Origin of the sequence: Bdellovibrio sp. HCB-110, from assembly GCF_047323225.1 — a bacterium.
Classification (GTDB): Bacteria; Bdellovibrionota; Bdellovibrionia; order Bdellovibrionales; family Bdellovibrionaceae; genus Bdellovibrio.
This window is the reverse complement of sequence record NZ_CP178750.1, coordinates 2,521,641-2,547,037: the sequence shown is the minus strand read 5'-3', so window position 1 is coordinate 2,547,037 and position 25,397 is coordinate 2,521,641. Positions and strand designations below refer to the sequence as shown.

At 45.4% G+C, this 25,397-nt stretch carries 22 protein-coding genes; 14 read left to right on the top strand and 8 right to left on the bottom strand.

Features of this window, described 5'->3' with window-relative positions; all coding sequences use genetic code 11:
- Positions 1-112 precede the first annotated feature (112 nt).
- The 3 genes from ACL934_RS12185 to ACL934_RS12175 all read left to right on the top strand — a co-directional run bounded on the left by ACL934_RS12185 (position 113) and on the right by ACL934_RS12175 (position 7,600).
- Entirely contained in the window at positions 113-3,460 is a 3,348-nt protein-coding gene (locus ACL934_RS12185) for a hypothetical protein (protein WP_374073835.1), read from the top strand.
- Positions 3,457-6,621, top strand: coding sequence for a S8 family serine peptidase (locus tag ACL934_RS12180; RefSeq protein WP_413612294.1), 3,165 nt, complete (start codon positions 3,457-3,459; stop codon positions 6,619-6,621). Before ACL934_RS12185 ends, ACL934_RS12180 begins: the two co-directional genes overlap by 4 nt.
- Positions 6,622-6,682: 61 nt before the next feature.
- Complete coding sequence (locus ACL934_RS12175; protein ID WP_374073830.1) at positions 6,683-7,600, top strand: hypothetical protein; 918 nt, start codon at positions 6,683-6,685, stop codon at positions 7,598-7,600.
- A gap of 73 nt (positions 7,601-7,673) precedes the next feature.
- Here ACL934_RS12175 and ACL934_RS12170 read toward each other — a convergent pair whose 3' ends face one another.
- Both ACL934_RS12170 and ACL934_RS12165 read right to left on the bottom strand, forming a co-directional pair.
- Positions 7,674-8,336: a hypothetical protein gene (locus tag ACL934_RS12170; protein WP_374073829.1), complete on the bottom strand. Its 663-nt coding sequence runs from the start codon at positions 8,334-8,336 to the stop codon at positions 7,674-7,676.
- Positions 8,337-8,353: 17 nt separating this feature from the next.
- Positions 8,354-8,575, bottom strand: coding sequence for a hypothetical protein (locus ACL934_RS12165; RefSeq protein WP_374073827.1), 222 nt, complete (start codon positions 8,573-8,575; stop codon positions 8,354-8,356).
- Between the two features lie 158 nt (positions 8,576-8,733).
- Between ACL934_RS12165 and ACL934_RS12160 the strand changes: the two genes are divergently transcribed.
- The gene (locus ACL934_RS12160) at positions 8,734-9,381 is read left to right on the top strand and encodes an HD-GYP domain-containing protein (protein ID WP_413612293.1); all 648 of its coding nucleotides are present in this window, start codon (positions 8,734-8,736) and stop codon (positions 9,379-9,381) included.
- Between the two features lie 4 nt (positions 9,382-9,385).
- On the opposite strand, the gene ACL934_RS12155 is transcribed toward ACL934_RS12160, so the two are convergent.
- Positions 9,386-10,186, bottom strand: a complete 801-nt coding sequence (locus tag ACL934_RS12155) for a DUF1338 domain-containing protein (RefSeq protein WP_413612292.1) — start codon at positions 10,184-10,186, stop codon at positions 9,386-9,388.
- Between the two features lie 158 nt (positions 10,187-10,344).
- On the opposite strand from ACL934_RS12155, the gene ACL934_RS12150 reads away from it, so the two are divergent.
- The 4 genes from ACL934_RS12150 to ACL934_RS12135 all read left to right on the top strand — a co-directional run bounded on the left by ACL934_RS12150 (position 10,345) and on the right by ACL934_RS12135 (position 16,748).
- Complete coding sequence (locus tag ACL934_RS12150) at positions 10,345-11,358, top strand: M14 family zinc carboxypeptidase (RefSeq protein WP_374073821.1); 1,014 nt, start codon at positions 10,345-10,347, stop codon at positions 11,356-11,358.
- A complete protein-coding gene (locus ACL934_RS12145; RefSeq protein ID WP_374073819.1) occupies positions 11,345-12,085 on the top strand; it encodes an alpha/beta fold hydrolase in 741 nt (246 codons plus the stop codon). The genes ACL934_RS12150 and ACL934_RS12145 overlap by 14 nt, the downstream gene beginning before the upstream one ends.
- Before the next feature lie 168 nt (positions 12,086-12,253).
- A complete protein-coding gene (locus tag ACL934_RS12140; protein WP_374073817.1) occupies positions 12,254-13,687 on the top strand; it encodes a transposase in 1,434 nt (477 codons plus the stop codon).
- Positions 13,677-16,748 (top strand): hypothetical protein, encoded by a 3,072-nt coding sequence (locus ACL934_RS12135; RefSeq protein WP_413612291.1) that lies wholly within the window; start codon positions 13,677-13,679, stop codon positions 16,746-16,748. The genes ACL934_RS12140 and ACL934_RS12135 overlap by 11 nt, the downstream gene beginning before the upstream one ends.
- Here the strand turns inward: ACL934_RS12135 and ACL934_RS12130 are convergent.
- The 3 genes from ACL934_RS12130 to rpmG are packed head-to-tail and all read right to left on the bottom strand — an operon-like array spanning position 16,690 to position 18,028.
- Complete coding sequence (locus tag ACL934_RS12130) at positions 16,690-17,331, bottom strand: hypothetical protein (RefSeq protein WP_413612290.1); 642 nt, start codon at positions 17,329-17,331, stop codon at positions 16,690-16,692. The two genes, ACL934_RS12135 and ACL934_RS12130, sit on opposite strands and share 59 nt — an antisense overlap.
- A complete protein-coding gene (dcd, locus tag ACL934_RS12125) occupies positions 17,313-17,849 on the bottom strand; it encodes a dCTP deaminase (RefSeq protein ID WP_374073811.1) in 537 nt (178 codons plus the stop codon). The genes ACL934_RS12130 and dcd overlap by 19 nt, the downstream gene beginning before the upstream one ends.
- Entirely contained in the window at positions 17,849-18,028 is a 180-nt protein-coding gene (gene rpmG, locus ACL934_RS12120; RefSeq protein ID WP_041873421.1) for a 50S ribosomal protein L33, read from the bottom strand. Before rpmG ends, dcd begins: the two co-directional genes overlap by 1 nt.
- Positions 18,029-18,165: 137 nt before the next feature.
- Here rpmG and ACL934_RS12115 point away from each other — a divergent pair, with 137 nt between their 5' ends.
- From ACL934_RS12115 to ACL934_RS12105, 3 genes are all read left to right on the top strand, one after another.
- Positions 18,166-19,044, top strand: coding sequence for a ChaN family lipoprotein (locus ACL934_RS12115; RefSeq protein WP_413612289.1), 879 nt, complete (start codon positions 18,166-18,168; stop codon positions 19,042-19,044).
- Between the two features lie 64 nt (positions 19,045-19,108).
- Positions 19,109-19,516, top strand: a complete 408-nt coding sequence (locus ACL934_RS12110; RefSeq protein WP_374073806.1) for a response regulator — start codon at positions 19,109-19,111, stop codon at positions 19,514-19,516.
- Between the two features lie 186 nt (positions 19,517-19,702).
- Positions 19,703-19,969 (top strand): hypothetical protein, encoded by a 267-nt coding sequence (locus tag ACL934_RS12105; protein WP_374073804.1) that lies wholly within the window; start codon positions 19,703-19,705, stop codon positions 19,967-19,969.
- A 76-nt stretch (positions 19,970-20,045) separates the two neighbouring features.
- On the opposite strand, the gene ACL934_RS12100 is transcribed toward ACL934_RS12105, so the two are convergent.
- Positions 20,046-20,906: a hypothetical protein gene (locus tag ACL934_RS12100; RefSeq protein WP_413612288.1), complete on the bottom strand. Its 861-nt coding sequence runs from the start codon at positions 20,904-20,906 to the stop codon at positions 20,046-20,048.
- 93 nt (positions 20,907-20,999) lie between these two features.
- Between ACL934_RS12100 and ACL934_RS12095 the strand changes: the two genes are divergently transcribed.
- The gene (locus ACL934_RS12095) at positions 21,000-22,877 is read left to right on the top strand and encodes a hypothetical protein (protein ID WP_413612287.1); all 1,878 of its coding nucleotides are present in this window, start codon (positions 21,000-21,002) and stop codon (positions 22,875-22,877) included.
- Here ACL934_RS12095 and ACL934_RS12090 read toward each other — a convergent pair.
- Positions 22,851-23,708, bottom strand: coding sequence for a TIGR02147 family protein (locus ACL934_RS12090; RefSeq protein ID WP_413612286.1), 858 nt, complete (start codon positions 23,706-23,708; stop codon positions 22,851-22,853). The two genes, ACL934_RS12095 and ACL934_RS12090, sit on opposite strands and share 27 nt — an antisense overlap.
- Positions 23,709-23,957: 249 nt before the next feature.
- Between ACL934_RS12090 and ACL934_RS12085 the strand changes: the two genes are divergently transcribed.
- Positions 23,958-24,386 (top strand): hypothetical protein, encoded by a 429-nt coding sequence (locus ACL934_RS12085; protein WP_413612285.1) that lies wholly within the window; start codon positions 23,958-23,960, stop codon positions 24,384-24,386.
- Between the two features lie 3 nt (positions 24,387-24,389).
- Positions 24,390-25,397: a hypothetical protein gene (locus ACL934_RS12080; RefSeq protein ID WP_413612284.1), complete on the top strand. Its 1,008-nt coding sequence runs from the start codon at positions 24,390-24,392 to the stop codon at positions 25,395-25,397.

Sequence of the window (25,397 nt, the reverse complement as noted above, 5' to 3'; positions counted from 1 at the left end):
ACCTGAGTCCTTTTTGACACTAGCACCCTGAAGGGGGTTTGGAATGTCCTTAAGAATAGTTATAGTCTGCGCATTTTGCCTGATGATGCTCTCGATCGCGAGCGCAGAGAGCGTGTCATTACCTCTTAAGTCCATTAAAAAACCATCTTCCGACCTCGTCAGCAGTTCTGGAAACCCTTTGGATGTCGGTCAGGCAGCGGCTTTGGCGAATCAGGGGACAGATCTTAGCGCCTTAAATCCTTTAGAAAATAAAATGTGGCAAAACCGCGTTTACAATGCGGTTGAAGATGTTCCAGGTTCATATCCTTTAGCGGGCAACGGAGTTCAATTCCTTTCTGAAGAAGCTGCTTTACCTTTCACTTATATGTCTCGTGTTCAATCTCGCGAGAACCCAGGCTTGTTCTATCGTTTAAGCTTAAGCCGTTACAGCCATACGACCTTGATGCGTGCAGCCCTTCTAAGAAAGCTCGGCTACTTTGTTCCATCACCTAAATACTACCGCAACCTTCGCGTCTTCTTCGCTAATGAAGAAGAGAAAAAAGCCTTCCTTAAAAACGCTCAAGAGTCGATGATCTCCGACTTCCAAAGCCGTGGTTGGGTGAGCGAAGACAACACGCAAAATCACTCTGTGGTTTTCACAGATGCGATGCTAGAGCCCGCAGTGGCTGAGTACTTCGATATCCAGTGGGGTTATGCTCCAGATCCAAACAATCCAGATCAATTGCCAGCGGTGCAAAGATTCTCTCGTTACAGAGCGTACCGCGCGTTGATCATTCCATTCTCTGTGGTTGATGTTCCTGAAAGTATCAATCGTTTCTCTGCGAAGTTCGGTTCCGTTCTTTCTGGTCACGTTGTTATCAATCATCCTTCCGCGGAGTCTTTCTCGGCGTGTACTTACGAAGATGCCCGTTGGTTGGTAAGACGTCTTGCAAACCTTCGCTACCAAGACTTCCAAGACATCGTAAGAGCCGGTGCGTTCCCGAAAGAGTTGGAAGAACTTGTTTTGGCTAAACTTCTTCACCGCGCGAACAATGCCTTTGAACTTTTCAATTTGAAAAACGTCAATTCATTGCCACTACCAGAGCTTGATAGAATCAATTCAAGCAGCGGTCTTGTGCAAAACGGAAAAGTGATGAAGGAATTTGTTCCAGGCTACCCACAACGTTTTGCCCACGGGGATCGCCAATCTCCATTCCAAGACGGAGACCTTGAGCGTTACCTTGGTATCCGTGCAAAATCAGCGGCTATCGGAACAGCATTGAATCATATCAATGAAAAACTGGATCTATTAAAAGTCAGCGATCTTTACCAAGGTCGTCGTGAGCAGATTCAAGAAAGAATTTATCAGCATATCAAAGAAAAGCCTTTTGAGCCTCTTTATCAAAACGTCGAGGCATGGGGTGGACCAGTTGGCGGATTCAACCTCGCAGCCACTCGTCACGTGACGACAGGAACTTACTTCGGAAGTTCGGCACCCATTCAGTTGGTGGATAACGTCAGCGTGGCGGGTCGTTTGGGTTATTTCATGGCTTTAGATGGCGTTCCTAATGTGGTTCCTGTTTTTGGTGCCAACGTGATGGTGATGAGAGATTACACTCATGTGCGTCCTCTTCTTTCTATTAAAGAAGGTACGAAAGTTCCTTGGCAGGATCTTTTGATCCCGAAATTCATGAACAACGTTTCTAAAGTTTTGACGGAAAAAGATCTTATCAAGTCTGCCGATGGTAAGAGCATGCGTCAGCCCTTGGATGCGTTCTTAGCCGAAATGCGTGAAGGTGAAGTCTTCACAATCACAGATTCCATTGCTTTGTCTGCTTATGGTCAGCTTTCTTCATCATTAGATGTTTTGATGGGGATCTCGCCATTGAGCTTTATGACGTCTGTTTCCGTCGGTGCCGATGGTTCCAGAGCGATTCTTCGTCAAACAAGCTTTATGAGAACAAAAGAAGGGGTTCAAGTCTACGTGCGTGCACAGACAGGGAAAGCCCTGGGCGCGACATTGGATTTCAACTTCTTCATCAATGTGATGCGCATCCGCGCAAGCACGTCATGGACGGATTTGAATACGGACGCTTTCGTGATCGATTACAACCCAGAGTACGCGGAACTTTTGGATACGGGAAAAGTAGACCAAAAATTCGTAAAAGATTTCGTGGATACCCGTGACAACTTGAAGCCAGCACTTCGTGCACTCTTTAAGAGCAATGATCCTGAGTTGCTGTACTCAAAATTCTCTCATAAGAAATTTGAGATCGACCACAACTTGAAAACCAAAGAGCTTCGTACGAAGTTCCTGGCGGCGCGCGTGAACTCTTTCAACGAAGACCATTTGTTGAAGATTCGTTACCCACGCAGCCCGGAAGCTCCAGATTTAAATCCTAAAGACGAAGAAGTGACTTTGTTCGCCAATAAAAAAGGCGAATTGAAGGGCCGTGATCTTTTGGGATTTGCGACAGACTGGATTGAAGGAATTCTTAATAAGTGGTCTCCGAAGAGCCGTGTGGATTTGTCGCGCAGTGATGATCCAAATCCAGCCAACACCCCTTACGGTAAAGCTTACTGGAGAATGGTGACGACAGAGTCTGATTTGACGGTCAATGCAAAACAATATCCTTCCGTGGCCGTTGTTCAACACGTTTGGGGCGGATGGCATTTGAATCGTAAGAAGTTCTTAAGACTTTTAGACGAAGTTCAAGGCGAACTTAAAGGGGCGCCATTGATGAACTACCGTTTGATCGAGCCCGAAGCTTTTGCCAATGTGACAGCGGTGGATTTCTATCGTATCACTGCGAATCTTTCGATCTTGCCAGGTGGGTTGGACAGAATCCGTGACTTGATCTTGCAACCGGATGCCGATGGTAAAGCGGCAAGAAGACATAAATTCGTCAGCGGTCTTTTCCAAAAACTCAGTGAAAAGATGGGACGCAAGGCTCGCGCGAACGATAAAGAAATGTTTGACGAGATGATGCTGATTCTTGGTAACGGCAACCTTGAAAAAGGTAAAGGCAAGTACTGGGAAATGTGTGAAGAGGAGCAGCAAAAACGCAACGGTGGCAACAATGACCGTGGTGGCAGTGATATGCCGAACTCAGCCTGGGTGAATGGGACGAACTTTACTTGCATGGTTCCTTGGATGGAAAAGCTTTTGAAGCTTTCCGGAACATATCCGAAGGACAAGAAGTCGCAAACTCAATGGATGACGAATGTGATCTACGTTCTTGAAGAGGCGATTCCACTTCCGCAGTTGTTGAAATTCTTAGGCGAAGAAAACTACATTTTCTTTGTTCGTATCAACGGCTTCCGTGCCGGTGATGAGGACGGGGACTTGGAGTACTTCTCTAACACATTGGGTGATCCTAAGAAAAATATCGACTACGCAAGCGGTTTGATTGCGATGTTTGCCAATAAGACTCGTATTTCACCAATCGAGTTGGATCGTTCTCAAGGGAGCTTCCGATGAGACAGTTGTTTCGGGCTCCTGCCCTCAACCCCTTCGGGGCTGCCGCGAAAGAATCCCTTCGTGGGATTCTTTTAATCTTAGCTCTTTCTGTCTTGGGCACTTTGTCTGCTCATGCTGCCGATCCTTTTTCGGCTTATCAGTGGGGACTTAACAATCAAGGTCAACCGCAAATGGTGGACCTCGATCCTTTGCACACTTACAAAGTTCCTGCCCGTGCTCAACAAGATGTGCGTTTGCCGGTTCGTCAGAAGACGCAAAAGAAAATTCTTGTGGCTGTTTTGGATACAGGAATTCAAAAGAATCATCCCGATTTGAAGACCGTCATTCATCGTAATGAAACAGAATGCCGTGCTTTAGCGAAATTCAAAGCCTGCTTAGAAGACAACGACCGTAAAGTCTGTGAAGCGAAATGGATGGATCTAAAAAATCCAGAAGTGGATCAGGATAAAAACGGTTACCCTTTGGATTGCCAAGGGTGGAGTCTTTTGGGGGGTGTGAACGCTGCCAATATCATGGGCCGTCCTGATTTTGACGATGAGCAAGGTCATGGAACTCATGTTGCGGGAATCATCGCGGCGGAAGCCGACAATAATGTCGGTATCCATGGTTTGAGTGAAAACATCGAAATCTTGCCAGTGCAAGTGATCGGTGTTCAACCCAGTGAGCCGATTAAGCCTCTTTCAATCTATGATGATCCTTCAGAACAAGGTCGTGAAAGTATCAAAAGAAGTCTGGGTGACGTGGTTGCCCGTGGCGTGATCTATGCGATGCGCTCAGGTGCTAAAGTGATCAACTTTTCTATGGGTTGGCCTCAGACTTCTGACTCTGAATATATGAGAAAAGTGATCGAAGAAGCCCAAGCTCGCGGCGTGATTATCGTTGCGGCGGCAGGGAATGACTCGACACGGGCTCTTTTAAGACCGTGTGCTTATCCTAATGTTATTTGTGTGGGGGCTTCGGGTCCCGATGGTGCAATGACTCACTTTTCGAATTTCGGAAGTGGAGTTGATATCGCCGCTCCGGGTTTAAATATTCTTAGCACTTTCCCAGAGGGAAAACGCCCGGTGCGTTTCCGTTCTACTTTGGGTTATGAATTTTTGTCTGGAACTTCGCAAGCCTCTCCTTTCGTTGCTGCTGCTGTGGCTGAAATGTTGGCTCGTGGAATTCCGGCTAATGAAATTTACCCGCGCCTGGTTCTTGGTTCAAGACCGCTGCTTAGCAACCTTTCTTTGCTTGAAGGCGGCTCTCATGAACAAGGACAAGTCTTGAGCCCGGAAAGGGAAATTTATAAGAAATATTCTGTAGGCGGGAACTTGGATCTGGAAAGATCTTTGAAAGTTCAGGCTCAACCTTTGATCGTGATTGCGAACAAAGAAAAATCAGAAATCAGATGGGACCGTAAGAGCAAAGACCTTTATTTCGAAATTTCCTTCGTAAATAAGTGGTCTGACGTGGATGTTTCTAAAGTTAAAATGAATCCCCAGTTTATTAAGCCGCACCCTGAAGCGGTTCGTCCGTGGATCACATCTGTGAAAGAGGTGGCTCCTTACGCGGCTCTTTGGAAAAACGGCGAAGTTCGTAAGTATGTTGTGGCCATGAGCATTGTCGACAATGCCGACCCTTCTCAATCACGCATTCCAAGTGAACTGGATCTAACGGTTGATGTGAAAGTGGGTGAGGACACTCGTCGTTACGTTCTAGAAACTGAAATCACAGTGGAAGTGAATGAAAACATGGCGGGTAATGACATCCGTATGTACCCAGTTGTAGGGATGCCTAAAGGCCGTGTGTCTTTCATTCCTCTAGATCAAAACTTGGATGCGCATCCTGAACAACGTGATTACTTGGCGCTGTCAGAAAATAAAAACACATGGCAATTGTGGTTGGTCGCGGATTCTGGAGCGGGCTCTTACAATGCTCTTGGCGGCACGAAGATCCGTATCGAAGGCAACAGTGACAATCTGCTTGATAAAGTCACGGCTCGTATGGATATGAACGGCGACGGTCAAAGCGAATACGTTTTGGGTGTTCTTGAAGATAAAAGCGAAGATGAAGAGGCGAAGGGTTCACCGATGAGTTTCTTTGTTTTCGATAAGTCGATGAAACTTGTGGAAAGCTTTAGCTACAGCGGCGAAATGGCAGCGATGCCTTTGGATGCTTCACAGATTTACTGGCAAAAAATCGGCGGGACGAAACGACCTGCGTGGTTGGGTGGCGGTAAAGATCCAGATCGCAAACGTTCTTTGAAAGATCGTTGGGAAAATCCTAACGATATGGAAAAGCAAAAGTTGAGATTCTATTTCTTAAATGAAAAGAATGAACTCAAAGCTCTCGAAGAACACGAAGACTATAAGATCGTGGACGTGATTCAACCACGCCAAGATCAAATCGAGTCCGGCCGTATTTCCATCATGCTTGCGAAAAATCAGGGGACCGAAGCGAAGCCCTCTTATCTTTATAATTTCGCTGTTGCCGAAGTTATGAACGGGAAGATCGAAAACTTTATGGAGTTGGATCTTTTCCATGACTCCAATGTTTATCGCAATATTTTGGATACACGCGTTGATAAGATCCAAAGCTTGAACTACGCCAAAGACGAATATGTCGGCAGCTTCTGGTTCGGTGAAGGCCTCAATCGTAAGCAGCGTTTAACGCTTTTCGATAACAAGGACTACGATCTTTTGGACAGACAGTTGGGTGCCGAGCGGTCCCAATTTGACTCCGCTTTGCGCGTGAGAGCTGTTTTTGCGGGGCTTCAACGTAAGGGAGCCTTCGTTTTGACGAACTCCGAAATTCAGTATCATGACCTGAATACCAACAAGGTTTGGAGCAGAAGTTTAGATCGTTATACTTTCTTCCCCGACAACCTCTTTATCTCTCTATATATACCACTCACGATTCGCGACGCGCGCGACGCATCAACGAAGCTTCCTGCAATCTTTACAACAGAGAGTGCGGGCCTCAGCCGTGGTGTCAAAATGTTGGTACCGATTTTTGCAAAGGATGGATCTGCGGTTGAACTGGTGTCACCTGCTCGTTTGAGATTCAAGTCGTCTGGCTGTCGTTCAATGGAAACGCCGGTCTTCGAAGGATCCAAAGGAGCCCACTCGTTTGACTATTATTGTGGAGACAAATTACTCAGAGTTAATTTGACTTACTAAACGAAAAGTTATTTTTAGAACGGTTTTAAATAAAACGAAGATTCCATAGGAGGAACCACAAATGAAAAATGTATTGCGTACGATGGTAGCAGCAGTTGTAGCAACTAGCTTCGCAGCTTGCGGTGGCGGCGGAGGCGGTGGCGGCGGCGGCACACCAGGCGGCGGCGGAACTGTGATCTACTACCCATACGAAACTGTTTACGGTGATGCTTGTACTGGCCAAGAAGCAACTCCTGGTTGCACATTCTTTAGCGCTGACGGCAAAAGAATCACAGTGACTGAAGATCCACACTACAATGATTTCGGCAATGGTTCTGATGACCTTTGGTACGTAAAATTCGACTCTGCTGGTAAAGCAGCTGTTTATGATGATTTGGGTCGCTTCCAATACTACGCAAACGTTTCTGAATTTGCGGGTTATGTTGGTGGTAATACTATCGGCGTAGGAACAACTGGTTTCTACTGGGAAGATATCTCTAACGGAACATATTGGTTGGGTAAAAACGGCGTTCTTTACAGTGCGAACACAGGCGAATCTAACTACGGTCAAGCGATCAATGACAAAACTTCTTCTTCTGCATCAGACACAAACTTTGCTGCTTTGAACTCTGATTCAAATAAGAAACTTGTTAAATTGGCTTCTGAGAAGTTGATGAAAGAATACGGCTTCAAACAAGATAAAGCAGTTGCAGTTGCTTCAGCTTTGAACTCTTGGGCGGTAGCTGCTGCTGAACGCGGTACTACTTCTGAAAAAGACATGGACAAAACTTTTAAAGCGGTATTCGGTGTTCAGTTCTCTGACGCTCTAGCTGCTGCAAAAGACTTGGCAATGGGTGACAGCGCTTCTATGCAAGATTTGACTAACAGATCTGCATCTGAGTTGGGTTTGAAACCTCACCAAGCTCAAAAGTTCATGAAGGGCATGTACAAAAAAGCTCTTGCTAACTGGGGTTACGACGAATCAAGCTTCAACTGGTAATCAGTTGACTCTTAGTTAAGACTCACAAAAAACCCACAACGGTTATCTGTTGTGGGTTTTTTTATTTCGGAAACTAGAAATAGCCAATAAGGCCCGCTGAAGTAAGAAGACCTGTGACTGTGGCATCTCCGCCAACGCCGCCAGATTGTTTTTGATAAACGTAGCCGGCATCAACGCGGAACCCGACATTGCTTCCAGAGGGGAACCACTTCGCAAAAGGACCTACGAAAACTTCCATAAGATCTCTTTTGCTTCCGCCACCGCTATCAAATTGCCCCATGCTGCCAGTGGCACCAATACCGTAAAGGAAAGCTTCGCCGGGTGTGTTGGCAATCATGTTAAAATCGCCAAAAGCACCGAACTTGTACGTTGTCTGAGTAAGGCTGCCTACTTGGTCAGACTTATAAGTAGCTAAAGGCCCCACCTCGTAAGTGCCGAAGTTCCAACCAAACTTACCAATGAGCTCAATGTCTGTTTCGTTTTCAGCGCCAGCGGCATCGGACTTTGTATTCTGAAGACTCATGCTAACGCCGACAACATAGTGGCGTGAAGAAGAAGTCACTGAAGATTCACCGAACTCATCCGGCGCAAGCTCATGAACTTGTCCAGGTTGCAAGCTGCCGCCAGAAAACTCAATGACAGCTTGATTGCCCTTTACGCGACGAACTTTAATTTTCTGTGCGAAAGAAGCAGAAGAAAAAGTCAAAATTGCCAATACAAGAAGCCACTTTTTCATAAAAACCTTTCTAGTGTTTAAGCATATTGCAAAAGACGACAGTCTGAATTCCCGCTGATAGACTCATCATACGGCCAAGCAGGGGACAGGTTCTCTCCGCGAGAATAATTTTCTGTCACGGAAATCATTCCGGGGGAACATTCGGGATTGTTCGAGCAATATTCGGTCGGATCTTCAGCGTGAGCCGCCAAAGATAATAAAACGAAAGCAAGCGAAAGAAGCCAGTTCCAGTGTCTCATATTGATCCCCTCTCTTTAGGACTAAAGTCTTTCAATCCACACAGAACCTGTCAACGGGAAGTTGCTTAGCAATGAGACGGTCTGAAGCAAAGATTTCTCTAATTTAAGTTTTGCATGTTTATAGCCGACTAAACTTATGTAAGGGGAAGGGAGTCATAATGTCGTCTTCCTGGGGAGACATTCCGGCGTGGGCCTACGGGGCTGCGCAGGCACTAATGCAATCATTGAAGCTGGTTGATCCGGCGACCTATGCTCATTGCTGCCGAGTCGGTGAGATGTCTCGTAAGCTTGCTCGCGATGCGGGTTTGAATGAGTACGAACAAAAGCTCGCTGAATTTGCGGGTCTTTTTCACGACATCGGAAAGATGGGCGTTCCTCAATCTATTATTTCAAAACCAGGCAAACTCGATGATAGCGAGCATTTGATTATGCAAAGCCATCCCGTGATGAGTGAAGAAATTGTGAAGCCGCTAGGGCACAACAAGTTCTTTTCAGAAATCTTGCCGGGCATTCGTGGCCATCACGAGCGTGTCGACGGAACCGGTTATCCGGATAAAAAACGCGGAGATGAAGTTCCGCTTCTTGCACGCATTATCTTAGTGGTCGACACTTACGATGCTATGTCGCAGACACGCGCTTACCGCAAAGGTTTACCTGTGGAAGTGGTGTACGCAGAACTGCAAAGATGTTCAGGAACGCAGTTTGACCCTCAGTTAGTCAAAACGTTCTTGCAAGCCCATAAAACATGGGAAGCCCAAGAGCCTGACCAAGAAACACTCAACCATCTCTTAAAGAAAATCGCTTAGATTTCTACTGAACTCTATTTGTACTTTCGAAAATCTTATCAGCGGATTTGGCAACAAATCCCTGATAGAGCTTTCCATTCTCTAGAGGATAGCGTTTCGCAAACTCGTAATAACATCCTGGGATGTTGTGAACGCCATCGTCGAATTTCACAGGAATTTCAGAAGCCATCGTCGAGCTTTGCTCTAGGTAGTCCGCTGTCGTTCCTTTGATCTCGCCACCAGATTTATTCAAGACAAAGCCTTTGCTTTTAACAAATTCATTAAGAACTTTGATGTCGCTGAATTTTTTTAGTTTGTTGATATTGATTGTGAAGTGATTTGGACGGAAACCGTATGCCGCCACCCAAGAAGCATATTCGCTTTCTTTGGCTAGTTCAGAGTACAAAGCATAAGTCATTTTCCAAGGACGACCGCACATCGCAAAATCTTCGCGTTGGATCAGTGAATCCGGAAGTTGATCGACAAGTTTATTCACAGTATCGCGAATGAACGGCGATACTTTTTCAAGTTCCAGCTCGCTGATAAAGATTTTTGGCATGTCTTCGTTAGGATGTTCGTAGTGTTTTGCATAGAGTTTTTTCTCTACGAAAGTGTAATCACCTTTTTCAACGTAGCCATATTTCTTGAAGTGTTGGGCCAAAGACTCAATACCCAAGCGCGGGTGGTTGAATGTGCGAAGAGCAATGTGGTCATTGAGAACAGTTTCGCCTTCCGCAACAAAAATGTCATGAATGCGTTTGGCAGCAGGATTGAGTTCACAGTAATCGACCCACATTTTTTGCAAAAGTGTCTCTAAGCTCATCATAAACAGTTCTCCTAATGACCGAAGGTTACCCCTCTTAAATCGGGGGTGCAACGGGTCCTTGCATGGCTTCGAGCGTTATCCATTGGAGGTGGGGGATATTTCGCCAACAATAAGCGCTGGGCGCAGAATGTGAAACTGGACTGCACCCAGAGGTATAAATGACATTGCCTGAGATCCAACAAATTGAAAAACGAATTCAGGACCTCGGGAGTGCGGCCCGCTCAGAAGTCCTTGCCTACAGCGAGCAAGGTTCTTTGCGCTTTCCCATCTACAAAGTGAGCTTCGGAAGTGAAGATCCCAAAGCACCGGTTTTAGGATTCACGGGTGGCGTGCACGGACTTGAACGCATCGGCGCGCAAGTGTGTGTTGCTTTGATGAATTCTCTTTCTGAACTTGTTCTCTGGGATGAAACGATCCAAAGAACTTTGCAAAACGTTCGCGTCTTTTTTATTCCGACGGTCAATCCCATTGGCATCTACAAAAAAACTCGCTGCAATCCGCGCGGGGTGGATTTAATGCGCAACGCTCCTGTCGAGGGAGAAGATCCCGCACGCTGGGTCGGCGGGCAGCGCTATAGCAATCGCTTGCCGTGGTATCGAGGAATCGAAGGTGCTCCAATGGAGGTTGAATCCCAGGCTTTGGTTTCGGCTGTCGAAAAAGAAATTGCGCAGAGTTCTTTGGCAGTGACGATCGACGTGCATTCAGGATTTGGCTTTCAAGATCGTATTTGGTTTCCTTACGCAAAAACCGTCAAACCTTTTCCCGATCTTCCTTTGGCGTATTCTCTCAAAGAATTGTTAGATCGCACGTATCCTCATCACTTTTATCGTTTTGAACCTCAGGCGCAGAGTTACACGACTCATGGTGATCTGTGGGATTATTTATACGACCAACATATTCAAAAAACTCCGAATCAACAGTATTTGCCTTTGTGTTTGGAGATGGGTTCCTGGTTGTGGGTGAAAAAAAATCCTTGGCAAATTTTCAGAGCCGAAGGACCTTTTAATCCGATCAAGGGACATCGCCAGCGTCGTACTTTGCGTCGTCACAATACATTGATGGAGTTTTTGATTCGTGCTGTGGCCTCGCCGCAAGCATGGGCTACGATGAGCGAAATGCACAAAGAAGAGCTTAATAAAAAAGCGCGGGAGTTGTGGTATGCCGCAAACTAAAAATTGGATTCTCCTCCGAGGATTGGCTCGCGGAGTAGGGCACTGGGGTTCTTTCGTGAATAAAATGAAAGAACGTTTTCCAGAAGACAATTTTGAATTGCTAGATCTTCCGGGCAATGGGGCGCGCAATAAGGAAGCGAGTCCCTTGAGTATTCCGGAATATGTGAAAGACTTGCGCTCTCAATCAGAGTTCGTAAAAAAAGGCGAGCCGTTCAAAGTGCTCTCTGTTTCTTTGGGCTCGATGATCACGGTGGAATGGATGCGCGAGTATCCTCACGAGGTGAGAAAAGCCTATTTGGTTTGCACGAGTTCGTCGGGGTATTCACCGTTTTATCAACGCTTCTTATTGCCGAACTACCTGAAGTCCGTTCACTTGTTTGGTGCAAAGAATGACGAAGCTCTCTGGGAAAAAACGATTTTAGGAATGGTGACAAACAGTCACGAAAGACGTGAAGCGGAAATCTTAGCACTGATGGAGTACACAAAAGCTTACCCGATCAGTATTGAGAACATGCTTCGTCAGATGCTGGCGGCTTCTCGCTATCGTTTTCCCGATGAAGCTCCGGGAGATGTTCAGTTGCTTGGGTCCCACGGAGATCGTTTGGTGTCCCCAAAATGCACTTTGAAAATTGCCGAAAAGTGGGGCTTAAAACCCACAATGCATCCGTGGGCTGGGCATGATATTCCCATTGACGACCCGCGTTGGTTGGTTGAGCACTTACTCTAAAAATGCCGCTCTATGGTATTTTTTTAGGGGTAAGAATTTCAAACAGAGCGACGTTTTTTTACCCTCATGTCCTCTATATTTGAGATGAGGCCGTTCGACACGCGGCTCCGTTGACTCCCGAGGCCTTTTCTTATTCTCTACAGTCTGGACTTTTATCCAGAGGCGGATGTGAGGATAAGAACCTACATCGCGGCTGCGCTTGCGAGCGTTTCCGTGACCACAAAAGCGAAAACTCAATCGTTGAGCGTGAAGAACCTTCAAGCTCAAGGGGTGAGCTCTATTGAAGAGCCTAAAAACTCTTCTCCAGCGCAGGTCTATGGTCAAATCCGTATGGAGGGGATGCAGTACTTCACGCCGATCCCAGAAGCTCCGCAACTTTCATTCAGTCAACTTCTCTCAGCCCGCCTTTCTGCTCTTAAAGAAACATCCTGGGTCGATATGGCCGCTGACGTTTCGGGCGGAACCTTTTTCTCTCGCGGACAGTCCCACTTCGTCGTGCACGAGGCTTACCTGGCTTCGCATGGTAATACGGCCTTTAAAACATTCCTAGGCCGCAAAAAGAAGGACTGGAGTGAGCTTGATCGCCGTTGGCAATTGGGCTTGTGGCAACCGAAGTTTGCGATTGATACTCTTCGCCCTGAAGAGCAAGGTTTGACGGGACTTTTCGTCGATTATAATACGCAAGGTTGGGAAATCCTGGGTTTTGCAACTCCCGTATTTATTCCCAGCATGGGACCCGACATTCGCGAAGAAAGCGGCGGCTTAGTGGCCGACAGTCGTTGGTACCGAGCGCCTTCGCGCGATTACGATTTCAATAACCGCATCAACACCATCAGCTATGAACTCGACATTCCAGACACAGCTAAACTCGTTGGCAACGGCGGCGTTGGCTTCATGGGGCGTTTGGGTAACAAAGAGCAAGGGCCTTGGATCGTAGCGAGTGCCGGTTACCTTCCGGTGAATGAGCTGATTTTAAAGCGTAAAAACTTTAAAGACGTGTCTGAAGATAAAGTCGATGTGACGGTGTCTCCGGACGTTTCTTATCACAGTATTTACTCTTTGGATGTGGGTTATTCTTTTTCGAATTTAAAAATGTCTTTGTCTTACTTGCAGGATGAACCGAAAGAGAAACTTCCTGAGACAGACTGGTCCATTCAAAAGTTGATGCCCATCAAAGCTTACTCGGCGGCGTTTGATTTTTCTTTGAACAACGTGATGACGAAAACTTTAGCGTTCCAGCTTGAGTATCTCAAAGTTGACGGTGGCGGTATTGAAGATATTTTGGCCAATGGCAACCCGGATGACTTTACACTTTTCGATCAGCGTTTGAAATTTACCAATGCTCTTTCTTTCCGCGTGGAAGGTCAGCTTGCCAGCTTCTTCCGTCGTCCTTTTGTAACACGATTTAAATATTTGTATGACTATGATCAAAGAGGCTCTTTGCTCAATACAGAGTTCCTCTATTATCCAAGTCAAAAGTGGGCCGTTGTCATGGGCGGAGACGTATTGGGTGTGCAAGATGAGTCTTACAACACCTCTAGTTTCCTGAATCAATACCGCGCCAATGACAGGGTCTACGGAGGCATGACGTATGTTTTCTAAGACTTATCTAAAGAGAGGCCTTTCTGTACTGGCACTCTCTTTTTTCGTTTTAACGGGTTGTGATAGTAAAGTGGGGGAAGAACCACCTCCACCAGACAGCCAAGAATTTAGCGGCACACAATGTCTTTCTGAAGCGACACCAGTGGTGAAGGCTTTCGTCCAAGGGGACGCTAAGAAGGAAGACTTGGAAGATGCCTGGGACTGTATCGGCAGTGCTGTTGAAAAATTCAAACGCTACGTGCGCGGTCGTTCAGCGGATCGTTACACTCCACAGGAGTTGGCAACGTTCCTGGAGAAAAACTTTTTAGATCCTGAGAAAAATCCGAAAATTTCGTCTGGTTTGCAAACAGAGTTCATGAAGTTAAAACTCGTGTTTGTCGGCGGCAGTCCTGAGTACATCACTCGTGCCGAGATTGATAAGCTTATTGTTTTGATCAAAAGCTTCCGTGAAATGACCGTCAACCTGAACCCGTACATGAAAGTTCTTTCTTTGAACTGGGCGGTTTCAGACACGAATAAACTGCAATTGGACGTTCGTTATTTCGAGGACGCCAACAAAGAAATTCAAAATGCCGCACGTCTTTTAGCTTCGTTGATCGAAAAGAACGGACAGGGTTACAAGCTGTCTGACTTCGTTCTTTTGATGGAAGAAATGAGCGACTTTTTTGGTGAGAGCTGGGACTTCCCGAAAACCATCACGAAGTACATGCCGGTCATTCAAAAAGTAAAAAAGGCTTTGGCCGGCGGCAATGAAGACATTATCACGCCGAATGAATGGCGTCGTTTTTCATTGTTAGGTGCTCGTGGGTACATTCAGTATTTGCGTTATTACTATTTTATTAAATCTGTTCCTGAAACGGGAACGGGATACCGTTTGTCTTATCTTTCACGCACAGTGGAAGACGTTCTTTCTGTTTTCCAGGATCTGGTTGCAGAAAAACCGGAAGGCGTTGTGTCTCGTGATGAGGTCACGGATCTTCTAAAAACTTTGCAAGTGGTATGGCCTGACTTCAAAGTTTCAAACAACCTGGTTTTTGAATTCATGAAGGTGAAGCAGCTCTTCTTCGGTGGAAGTGTAGACTCTTTCACAACAACGGATTTTGAGACGGCCCGTTTGAAAGTCAGCCGGATCAAAATTTTGGTCGAGCGTTTCCTCCCTTATTATTCTATTTATGGTCGCGAGTGGGAACCGGAGATTTACGAGCCCGAAGAAGCGCAAAAGCTTTTCATGGAGTCGCAATTCGTTCTTGAGGCCACAGTTCGCGAAGCAGGGGTTCTTTTTGAAGGTGCTTACGATCTCAATGACCTTGTGAGTTTGGTCCGTGAAATTGAAACCTTGTATCCACCTAAGGGTGACAGTTACCAAGAGCAAGTGAAGAAGTATTTGCCTTTGGTGATCGATGTGAAGAACATGATCTTGGGTGGCAACGATTCTTCTTTGCGTAAAGGCAACTGGAGTGTCCTGCTGGGCTTTGCTGCTAGATTCTACTCAGACTATCTTTACTATGATTACTTCGTTAAAGAAGAGTCTCTGGAAAAACCGCTGATCGTCAGCTATTTGTCGGTTCTTTCGAATCAAAGTTTCAATATCTTGCGCGATTTATTAACGGCTAAGAAAGAAAATCAATTCACTCGTAAAGAGTTGAATAAGATCGGTGAGCATCTGATTCGTTTGGAGATCTTGCCTAAAGGTCTTAAGGCCGAATCCTTGGATCAGGTTTTAGGAGTCGTTCTAAATAATATCTTTGTCGATCCCGAGCAACGTATTGATGGTTATGTTCCTAATGCTCTGAATCTGGCGTCTGTGGAAGTGGTTCGCCAGGAGCTTCAAGTTTGGTTGGACACCGAGCTTTTCATTGCGACGTTGAGTGAGAACTGGAAACCTGATGAGGGTTTAAAGGCAAAAGCCTTGATCGATATTCTACAAAAAGCTCAGAAGAGCGAAGCTCCATCAGCTCCTTCGCAAGCGGGTCTCCGCGAGCTCTTGTTATCGGTGCAAAGTCCTGTGCCTATTACGGTGGACAGCGAAACTCGTGTGATCATTTCTAATAAGTTTGAGCAAGTGTATACGAAGAAGAGTCTTCGTCAGCTCAATATCAATCGCGGACTGACTCGTGTGTTGTTGCGTTCTTTTGTTAACGATAAAGAGCGTATTGCGACTTACAAGGGTGCGAACTTAAAAGAAGTGGAATCAGCCTTCTTTACTTTGAAGCCGGTTTTGGTGGAAATGGGTTTGATTGAGCCTAAGAATATGACCTTTGCTTCGTCGCGCTTCCGTGAAGCCAATATCTTTGTGCCGCATTCTGATGGCAATACCTTGGCCTCTTATGCGGAAGTAACAGACTTGATTGCATTGATCTGGTCGGGTGTGAACATCAATACAATGTTGCGCAAAGATCTTATCAAGGAGTGCTTTAATGGAAATGATCAGATCAAGAATGATACGCTTGTGAGTATTAGTTGTGCTCGGGCGGCCTACAAAGACTCTATGCCAAAAACAATGACGGCAACGCCAGAGTATTTGAAGTTTATGAAGGCTGTCTCTAAAGACGAGTGGGCTATTTACATGAACAACGTCTTTAAGGCTGCCGGATACATTCCTAATGATAAAAACATGGCGAGAATTGAAGACATTTCTTTGGCTCCTCATGTGATGCAATATATTGAAATGGTTTTCGCGCGCTTTGATAAAAACAAAGACGGTGTGATTTCCACTCCGGAGTCTTTGAATGCCTTCCCGGCGTTTAAAGGAATTTTGTTAGAGCTCGCGAAAGATCAAATTGATAGCGGCACTCTCAAGGAATCTGATTTGCTGGATTTGTTCACGTACATTTTGCGTTACGGAAAACCGCCAGAGACAATCAAAGAGAAGCTTCGTTTCGTTTTGAAATGGAGAGGTAAGCGCGACAACTGGGACGTCTGGGCCGATCGTGTTCAATTGTCTGAGATCTTAGGGTACATCGCGGATCAGGTAACCAAAGCCGCGATGAAGGACAAAAAATCTAATCCAGAACCTTCTGTGAATCTAAGCGACCTGCAGTCACCGTCGAGTTTTGAATAATCAAACCAGCATAGGGGCCGGCACCACGTTGAACGGGCAGGGACGAGTTTAAATCTCCTGCGCGTTCCGTATCGATGTCCGCCGTTGCCGGAGCATACTCAACCATGTCTCGTCTCCACACTAAGACACGAGCCTTGGAGTTGATATTGTGAACTTCCACAATCAAATCTAACGAAGTCGGGAAATAAAAAGACAAACGAGACGTGTTCACCATAGCGGCGTTGCCGTTGTAGCTGATCTGTGCATTCACGCTGGCGCCAGAACGACTGAAGGTCACCATGATGCCGTCATTGGTGGGCATCACGGAGTTGGCTGAATACATGATCACAGAAACAGAACTCATCGCAATAGTGTCATCCAAAGACGCTTTAAGAGCGAAAGATTTGCTGGAGGAAACCGTCAAGGAATCTAGGAAACGAATTGTGCCAGAACCATGAATTTTTTCAGAGCTGTATTCAGAAAAAGACGAAGAGACAATGACATTAGAGTCGATACCAGACACTTCGGTTGGTTCGACTCCTGAGCAAGCGGCTAATGAAAAGAGACTTAATGCTAAGAGGGACTTTAGAATGAATTTTTCCACATCATTGACTCTACTGGAATAGGTTTTTTGTCGTTATACTTTGCCGACGGTTTGACGTTGTAAGCTGTCAAAATGTCGCCCTTTACTTCAAAGTATATCAACTGACCAATCGGCATACCAGTATAAACACGTACCGGCTGTTTTACCGAAATTTCCAGAGTCCAATAGTTGCAGAAACCGACATCACCTTTGCCCGCTGTGGCATGGATGTCTATTCCGAGACGACCTACGCTTGATTTTCCTTCTAAAAATGGGACGTGTTTCAGAGTCTCTGTGTACTCTAAAGTTACGCCCAAATAGAGGGTGTCAGGCATAAGAACAAAACCCTCTTCAGGAATTTCAAAGGTGCGAATCTTGTTATGCTTCCTAGCGTCCAGCGTTTTTTCTTCGTACACAGCCAGAGTTTTACCCAAGTGAACGTCATAAGAGTTCGTACCAAGGCACTCTCTGCGGAAGGGCTCTACTTTAATAGAACCTTGCTCCATGTGTTCGAGAATCTGCTGATCCGTAAGAATCATTACTTAGTTTCTCTGTGAACTGTGTGGCGCTTAAGATTTGGATTGTATTTCTTTTTCTCAAGACGGCTTGGAGTCTTAGTTTTGTTCTTAGTCGTTGTGTAACGAGAAACAGGTTTGCCTTCAGCGCGAGCTTCAGTGCACTCAAGAGTGATGATGATTCTTCCTGATTTTTTTGCCATTGCGGTGCCCCTTAAACATCAAGTTTGTATTGCCATGCGTAATATGGAAAAAATGACAATACCTTTTCAAAGGGGGTCAAGGTATCAAAGGAAAAAGGAAACTTCAACAGACAATTTGATGTCTAAGGGGAGAATTCATGAACTCTGGAGCCCTTTTTCTCGTATCCGTGCTTTTGTCGGCCTGCGCTCATGCTCAATCTAGTGGCATTTTGAGGGGAAACACCCAGCAGCCGGTGACTTTGGAAGAAGCGGTGAGTTCTGTGACCCCGGGTTCGGTGGTGGTAATCGGAGAAAACCACGGATTTAAAGAACATCAAACCCAACAAGTGGCGATTATGACAGCTTTACGGGCTCGCGGCCTGAAGGTCTCTGTTGGAATGGAATTTTTTACATACACTCAGCAAGGACTCGTGGATTCGTACCGTGCGGGGACTTTGGCAGAGGCCGATTTCCTTAAGGCGATCGCTTGGGGCAGCCCCTCTTATGACTACTACCGTGATCAAGCCGTCTTCCCTCTTCTTTCTGAAGGTGCTGCGACATTGGCTTTGAATGCACCTCGTGCGCTCACTGGGAAAGTTTCAAAACAGGGTTTGAATTCTCTGACTCCGGAAGAGTCCGCTTTGCTTCCTCCGCAGTTTTCTTTGGGGCGTGATAGTTACAAGCGCCGTTTCTTAAGCATGATGCCCCATCTTCCAAATCCAGAAGCCGGGGAGCGCTACTTCGCGGCTCAATCCATTTGGGATGATACGATGGCGTGGAGAGCGACTGATTTCCTAGCGGCTCATCCTGATCAAGTTTTAGTGATTGTTGTGGGTGAGTTCCACGTGCAGTACGGTGGTGGTTTGCCAGATCGTATTCGTGCGCGGGCACCTCAAATTCCGGTTTTGACCTTTTCTCAAGTGAACACATTGGATTTAAGCGAAGAGGAAATCGCAACAGAAATTGCGCCGTCACCTCTTGATGGACCTCGCGCCGATTTCTTGTGGCTAGCCCCCGCACAAAGTCTAGGGTTGTAAAGATTCTTTGAGCTTCTCTTCATGTTTTTCCTAAAATAAGAAGAGCTGTAGAGGAGCCCCAACTATGTTTCCCTTAGAAACGCGCATTCTGGTTATTGATGACATGCCTTCGATTCGTGATCTTGTGAAGAACACATTGAAAGCGATGGGGTATAAAAATATCCAAGAAGCTGCAGATGGCGAAGAAGGTCTTAAAGTTCTAGTTCAGAACAACACCCCGGGAACACAAATTCAGTTGGTCATTTCAGATTGGAATATGCCGAAAATGAAGGGCTTGGATTTGCTGAAGCAAGTTCGTGCGACAGCGGAGTGGGCGAATCTTCCTTTTGTACTTTTGACTTCAGAGTCGGAGCGCGATCAAGTGACGGAGGCCGTTCTTGCCGGTGTGTCCCAGTACATCGTGAAACCTTTTTCTGCGAAGATTTTTGAAGACAAGTTGAAAGCCGCTTACACGAAACACAACAAAGCTTAGTAAGAATTTGTCTGTTACGGGAAAAACCGTCGTCTCAAAATGAGACAAGGGTGTGAGACCATAAAGGACACCATGTTCATTGTCTAAGCGGTCCATCTGTCCTCGGAGAGGCCACAATGCGAATCGGAGTGGCATATGCTATGCAAAATGAACCTTGTGAGTGAAATTATTCAAACGAGGTTTAAATTGAAAAAGCTAGTTCTACTCTTAACTGTTTCTATGTTGTCAGCCACAGCTTATGCTCAATCTTCAAAAGCCGTTGAGATCACAGGAGAGAAAGCGGAAGCTCTCTTTTTTGAATTGGAAAAGTCTGGTGCAACAATGACAATTCATACACCGCGTTTGACGGAGTATGTAACAAAAGACATTTCTTGTGTCGCCGAAGAACTTTATGAATCAGATGGCTCGCGTTCTGGAAATGCGACATTCACATGCATTATTGATGTGAAATAAAATATCTCGGCACTGCATTCGTTCGATTTGCAAAGACCCTGCAAGAGCTGCAAGGTCTTCACATTCAGAATAAGAACTAACGAGTTTCGATATTAAAGAACTCAATTTGAAAGCCGTCTTCAGAGATAACGCTTTCTTTAAGATCGTTGATCAGTCTAAAGCTGATAGCGACCTCCGCTTGTCCTTTTTGATTTGAGTTCGAAAACCCAAGTTTAGCGATAAGAGTGATTTGTCCATCCATCTCTTGTGTCCAGTAGGGTGCAAGGAAGGAATCAAGTTGGATATTTTTTTCGTTTAAGACACTCTCTAAAGCGCTGATCACTTCTGAATTTAGAAAATAGGCTTTTTTAGAGTCGAATAAAACAACGTGAGGTTCGGGTTTTAATAAAACATTGAGTTGCACTTCAGTATTTGTTGAAACGAAACTGGAGCTTTGAATTTCGCCGTCCCAATAGGCGCCAATAGCAGAACCAATCACAAGAGATTCCTCAAGATTTTTTCCAGACTGATAGGCGATCGCAGTCGCAAGAACACTGATGTTCTTCGCCAAAGAGGGGATCGTTGATTCAGGATTGTTTTCATAGAGCAAGTCCGTATTGATATAGACTTGGGCTGACGCCTCGGCTTTGGTTCCCAGGATCATAGTTTCAGAGTTTTGAGTTTTAAAAAACATCCCTGGGGCGTGAGCACCGGAAAGAAAAATCAATTCTTTACGAGGTTGTTCAAGGACTTGAAGAAGCCTTTGTGATGTTTTTCGAGGAATCTGGCACTGAGTATTTGCAGCGCAAGTCTTTACGAACTCCGTAAGGTTTTTCCACGCATAGACGTATTGAAGCTCGGCAAGGCCTGCGGCATTTCCCACGATAATAGGGCCAGCATGAACGAGGGAAGTGAATAAAAGAAGGACGCTCAAAAGGCTTGAAAGTATAAATTTCATGAAAGGGTTCTTAGACGGGTTCATATTTGAAGTCAATCTGGCGGAAACTCCCGTTTATTGGTATATCCAGGCCTCATTTTAAAAGGCCGAGGGATGACAGTGACTGTAAAATTCTCCTATTTACTTGTTCTATGTGGTCTTATTTTTGGTAACGCCCATTTTGCTCAGGCGGAGGATTATCCTAAGGGCGGCCTTATTTTCAACTCCGTGGGGATGAACTTTCAGCGTCTTCTTGAGCTTTGCATTCGCGAGCCTCAAACTTGTGAGTTGACCGCGGCTGAATCAAAACTTCTTCAGAAAATTTATGACAACTATTTGGAAGATGCCGAAGGTGGCTTGGGTGTCGTGGACCCCAAAGACAATCCTGGTTTTTTTGATTTAGACCCGCAATCATCCCATCGTTTTGCTCGCACCGGAGATCAAGTCGGGGACATGATTTATGTGAATTACGATCAGCTCGATAAGGTCAATTTCTTTACAGCGATCGCAATTCTGGTTCATGAATTCGGTCATCATCATGGAGTTAAAGACACCAAAGACCGTCCTTTGGATGTTTTGGGATCTAAGGTCGCCACCGCAATTCGTAAGAAAACCCAAATCATTGATCTTTCTGCCTTCAATCAGCCTCATATCAAATTTTACGTCATTAACTTTTTTGATGATTTGAGCCGGGTCGTTTTGGATGGAACGGACGCAGATCGCCGTCGTGGAACGTTGGTTTTTAAAGAAGATGGTGAATTCTTTAAGTCGGTCCATGAAGAGCTGGAGCCAAATCTGGTTTGTCCTACTTCAGTCCCTGTGCGTGGCCCTATTTGGATCAACAATCTGCGCCCCGAAGATCTTTTTGATTGGTCGGAGCGAAAGCAGGCTCAAGGGTTTGCTTTGCGTGCGAATATGCAAATGGTCTGTCATAAAGAGGGCGAGAAACAAGCGGATTACAAAGTTCTCTCTTTGGCTTTGCGCTACGGGTTTTATTTAGAGCCTTTAAGTGGTCCTGCTGTTCCAAACTGGTGGAAATCGCAAGCGGGCCGTATCAGTGATTATCCGACACAAAATACGATGATTCAGGAAGGTGTTTCAAACGTTGATAACTTCTTTAGGTCCGCGGCGAACCGACCTGTGATTGTGAAGAACTTCAAATATTCCAAAGATACTTATCAAGCAGGCGAGACGGTTTCGGCATCCGGAGAATTTGAATCTTCCCAAGACTTTGATGCCAATAGTTGCAAAGCCTTTTTGACGTCTCCGCAGTTTATGTCTTACGTGGAATTGCCTCGTCATAGAATTATTGTGGACTGCAGCTTGAGTAAAGTGGGGGCGCAAAAGTATTCGGTGACTGTTCAGTGGAAAACTCCTTCACCGACGGTAGAACGAAGTTTTTATTTAGATTACATCTATCTTACGGATGCAACCAGCAAAATTAAATACACGGCTTTGCCAGATCGTCGTGTGTATTTTGATCTAAGATCAGCACCAATTTCCAATCCCATGCAGATTCATTCTGTATCGATGATGGGTAAAACAGCGGCCGATAAAAAAGCGACACCGTTTAATGTGAACTTAGATGTCACTCAGTCTTTCTCGTATAACTTTAAGCGCGAAGACTATGCTGGAGTATTGATTAATATCTTAAACCCAAAAGAACTTTTACCCGTCAGTCGCATCGAGTTTCAAAGTGACTGGCAGCACCCGCAATATGGACGCATCCCAAACTCCGTTTTTATGGCGTCGGCAACACAAGCAACTGGAATGCAATATCAAGTGCCATTTAATTTCAACAACCAAGTCGTTCCCAATCCCGCCTTTACGGGAGTCAGTTGGGTTTATGTCTTGCGGGGAGCGGCATTCACGGAGCAGGGGGCTTACGTTGGCAATCCTGCGAACAGTCACCAGTTTGCTCGCTTCTATCTGATTAATAAAAATCTTGAAGAGATCACTTCGGATTTAGATATCACGATCGTCTACAAGTAAGGACTTGCTCGAAACTTTTCGGGCGACAGGAAAGAATTGAATATTCATGCAGTACAAATCGTCTTTCGGTTTGTCTGCCAGTCCTTGCCAAAACTTTTGCATAAAGATTTGAATCTGTTTTTTTAGTTCAGGAAGTTCTTCTTTGGGAATGGCTAAAATCATCGAGTTGAACTCGCGCTCTGCCGGAGCGTCTTTTTCAAAGGACAAAGCCGCCTTCTGCAAGGTTTGGCGGTGAAATTGTTTGATGGCTTCAAAAGTAGTTTCGGAATTCGTTAACACGATATCAGGTTGCGCCTTAAGGGTGCCGTTCACTTCTTGAATAAGACCCACTTGCAAAAGTCGCTCAATGGCGTCTTCAGCTTGCTGGGTGGATATTCCCAGTTTCTTAGCGATCCAGGCAGAGTCATTCTTAAATTCGGTGATCTCTGTAAGCTCCAGAATCGCGGCATGATACCAATCACTTAAAATTTTAAATGTCTGTTTGTCTAAACGCTTGATGCGATGTTTTTCGCGGGATTTCTTGAGGCGATCTTGCGCATTCTTTTTAATATTTTGCGATTTAGAGCTTTGCGCCAGGAAAAGGTCATTAAAAATTTCCTGATGACTTTTCGTCATGCGGAATTTCTCACTGAGCTTAAGCAAAGTTTTTTGCGAGATCCCGCGCTTGTTATTCAAAACCTCACTTAGCAGCGACGAATTCATTTCAAGATCACGAGCATAGGCGCGAAGGGAGTAGCTGGGATTCTTCTTCAAGCGGCGCATGAATTCTGCCTGAAGAAATTCAGACAAAGTTAAAGACTGTTCGAGCGCTTGCGAATCGTATTTTTGCATGAAAAGGGTATGTCATGGTTTGTCGCGCATTTCAAGTCGGCGACCCTCAGGGTGTAGAATGTACTTATTTAGTAATTTCATATGTTTAGGGCATGCGAATGGAACACTTGAGAGCACTCTTGGCTTGAAAGCTTTGAATTGTTCAGGGCTTTTTCGTAGCTTTGCTTTGTGTTCTTAAGGCGTCTCTCGCTGCAGGGGAGGCGTTCTTAAGACCTGATGAAGAAAAACATTTTGATGAGGGTTAAATTTATGATGAAACAAATTTTATTAAGTGCGAGTTCTTTGGGTCTTTTGTTTGTGGTGGGTTGCCAGACAGTTCCTTATCAGGGACAAGCTCGTGAAACAAAAAAGAGACCCCAAGAAGGCGGCGTGATTTCTTTGAAAGAAAATTATCGCCCTGAAGATCGTCAAAAAGCAGATGAAAAAATGAAACTCAACTGCCAGCCTCTCCCGTTCCGAGTTCTTGAAGAAGGTGAAGTTGTCGTCGGTCAAAAAGTAGAAACAGATTCTCGCGACACAAAACGTGACGATACAAGATCTGAAGTTGGAAATCTTTTTGGTATTCCGGTGATTTCTGGCGAGGCGGGGGGAAAAGACACCAAGTCTTCATCGACAACGACAGCATTGAGAGAGTGGCAAATCACTTACCAATGCGAATCTAAAAAAGCCAAGAGGTAGTTCATGAAGATCGTTTTAAAGTCTTTTCTTCAGGGACTTCTTTTGGCGTCCTTGATTGCAGGCCTTGTTGCCTGCGATAAGATCGAAGCTGACGATACGGAGCGATTGAAGGCCCAAGAACTTGCCGGCTTTCAGGGGCTTTGGACAAGTTCCTATTTAACTTTTGAGACAGATCGCTGTGCCTTCTTGTTCGAATCTTCGCGCACGGACACGGAATTTACATTGAAGTCTTTGATTGTAGATTGCCAAAAACAAGGCATTGCGGGTTTGTATGCACCGATGAAGTTTCAGTTGATTGGTAAAGAGGCTGCGCATCCCAATGACTCAGCGGCGAAAGCGGCTCCTGAAGGGTCCTTTGTTGTCGTGAGAGAAAAAGACTCTAAGTACAGCAATGGTTGGATCGACGTTCGCAATCGCAATATGTTTCTGGATTTATCTTTGGATGGTCTTGGGCTGACAAACAGGATTTCATTTCTGGCATCGGTTCGTGACGGAAAACTATATTTATCTCATCTAAAAATGAGAGAAGGTTTCCAGGTAGAAAGCAGTTTGGTGTTAGAGAATGCCGTTTCCGATCAAACTCTTTTAAATAAAACGGTTTGGGATCGTTTGAAATTGCCTTCCTATGCCAAAGTTTCCACAGACCCTGCAAATCAGAATTATCTTTATTGCAGTGATATGGATGCGAGTCGCGCTTCGGTAAGTCTGGTTGATTTCAAAGGCACTCGTTACAAAGTTTATCCCGATAAAACAATCGGGGAGATAGGCACGATTGCTATCGATCGCGCGAATTATGTCTATATGGCAAGAACTGATCACGGAAGTTTCTACTTAGTAAATGGATACCCCGTGTACAGCTTGTCTTTGACTCTTGTCGGAGGACGTAACACGTCGGCGACCATTGAAATTTCTGGAAACAATGCTCTTTTGCGATTTGGTTCTGGCAAATCGTCTTTATGCCGATTCCTGCAAAATGACGTGTTTCAAGGATATGGCGGCTGGAACCCGTAA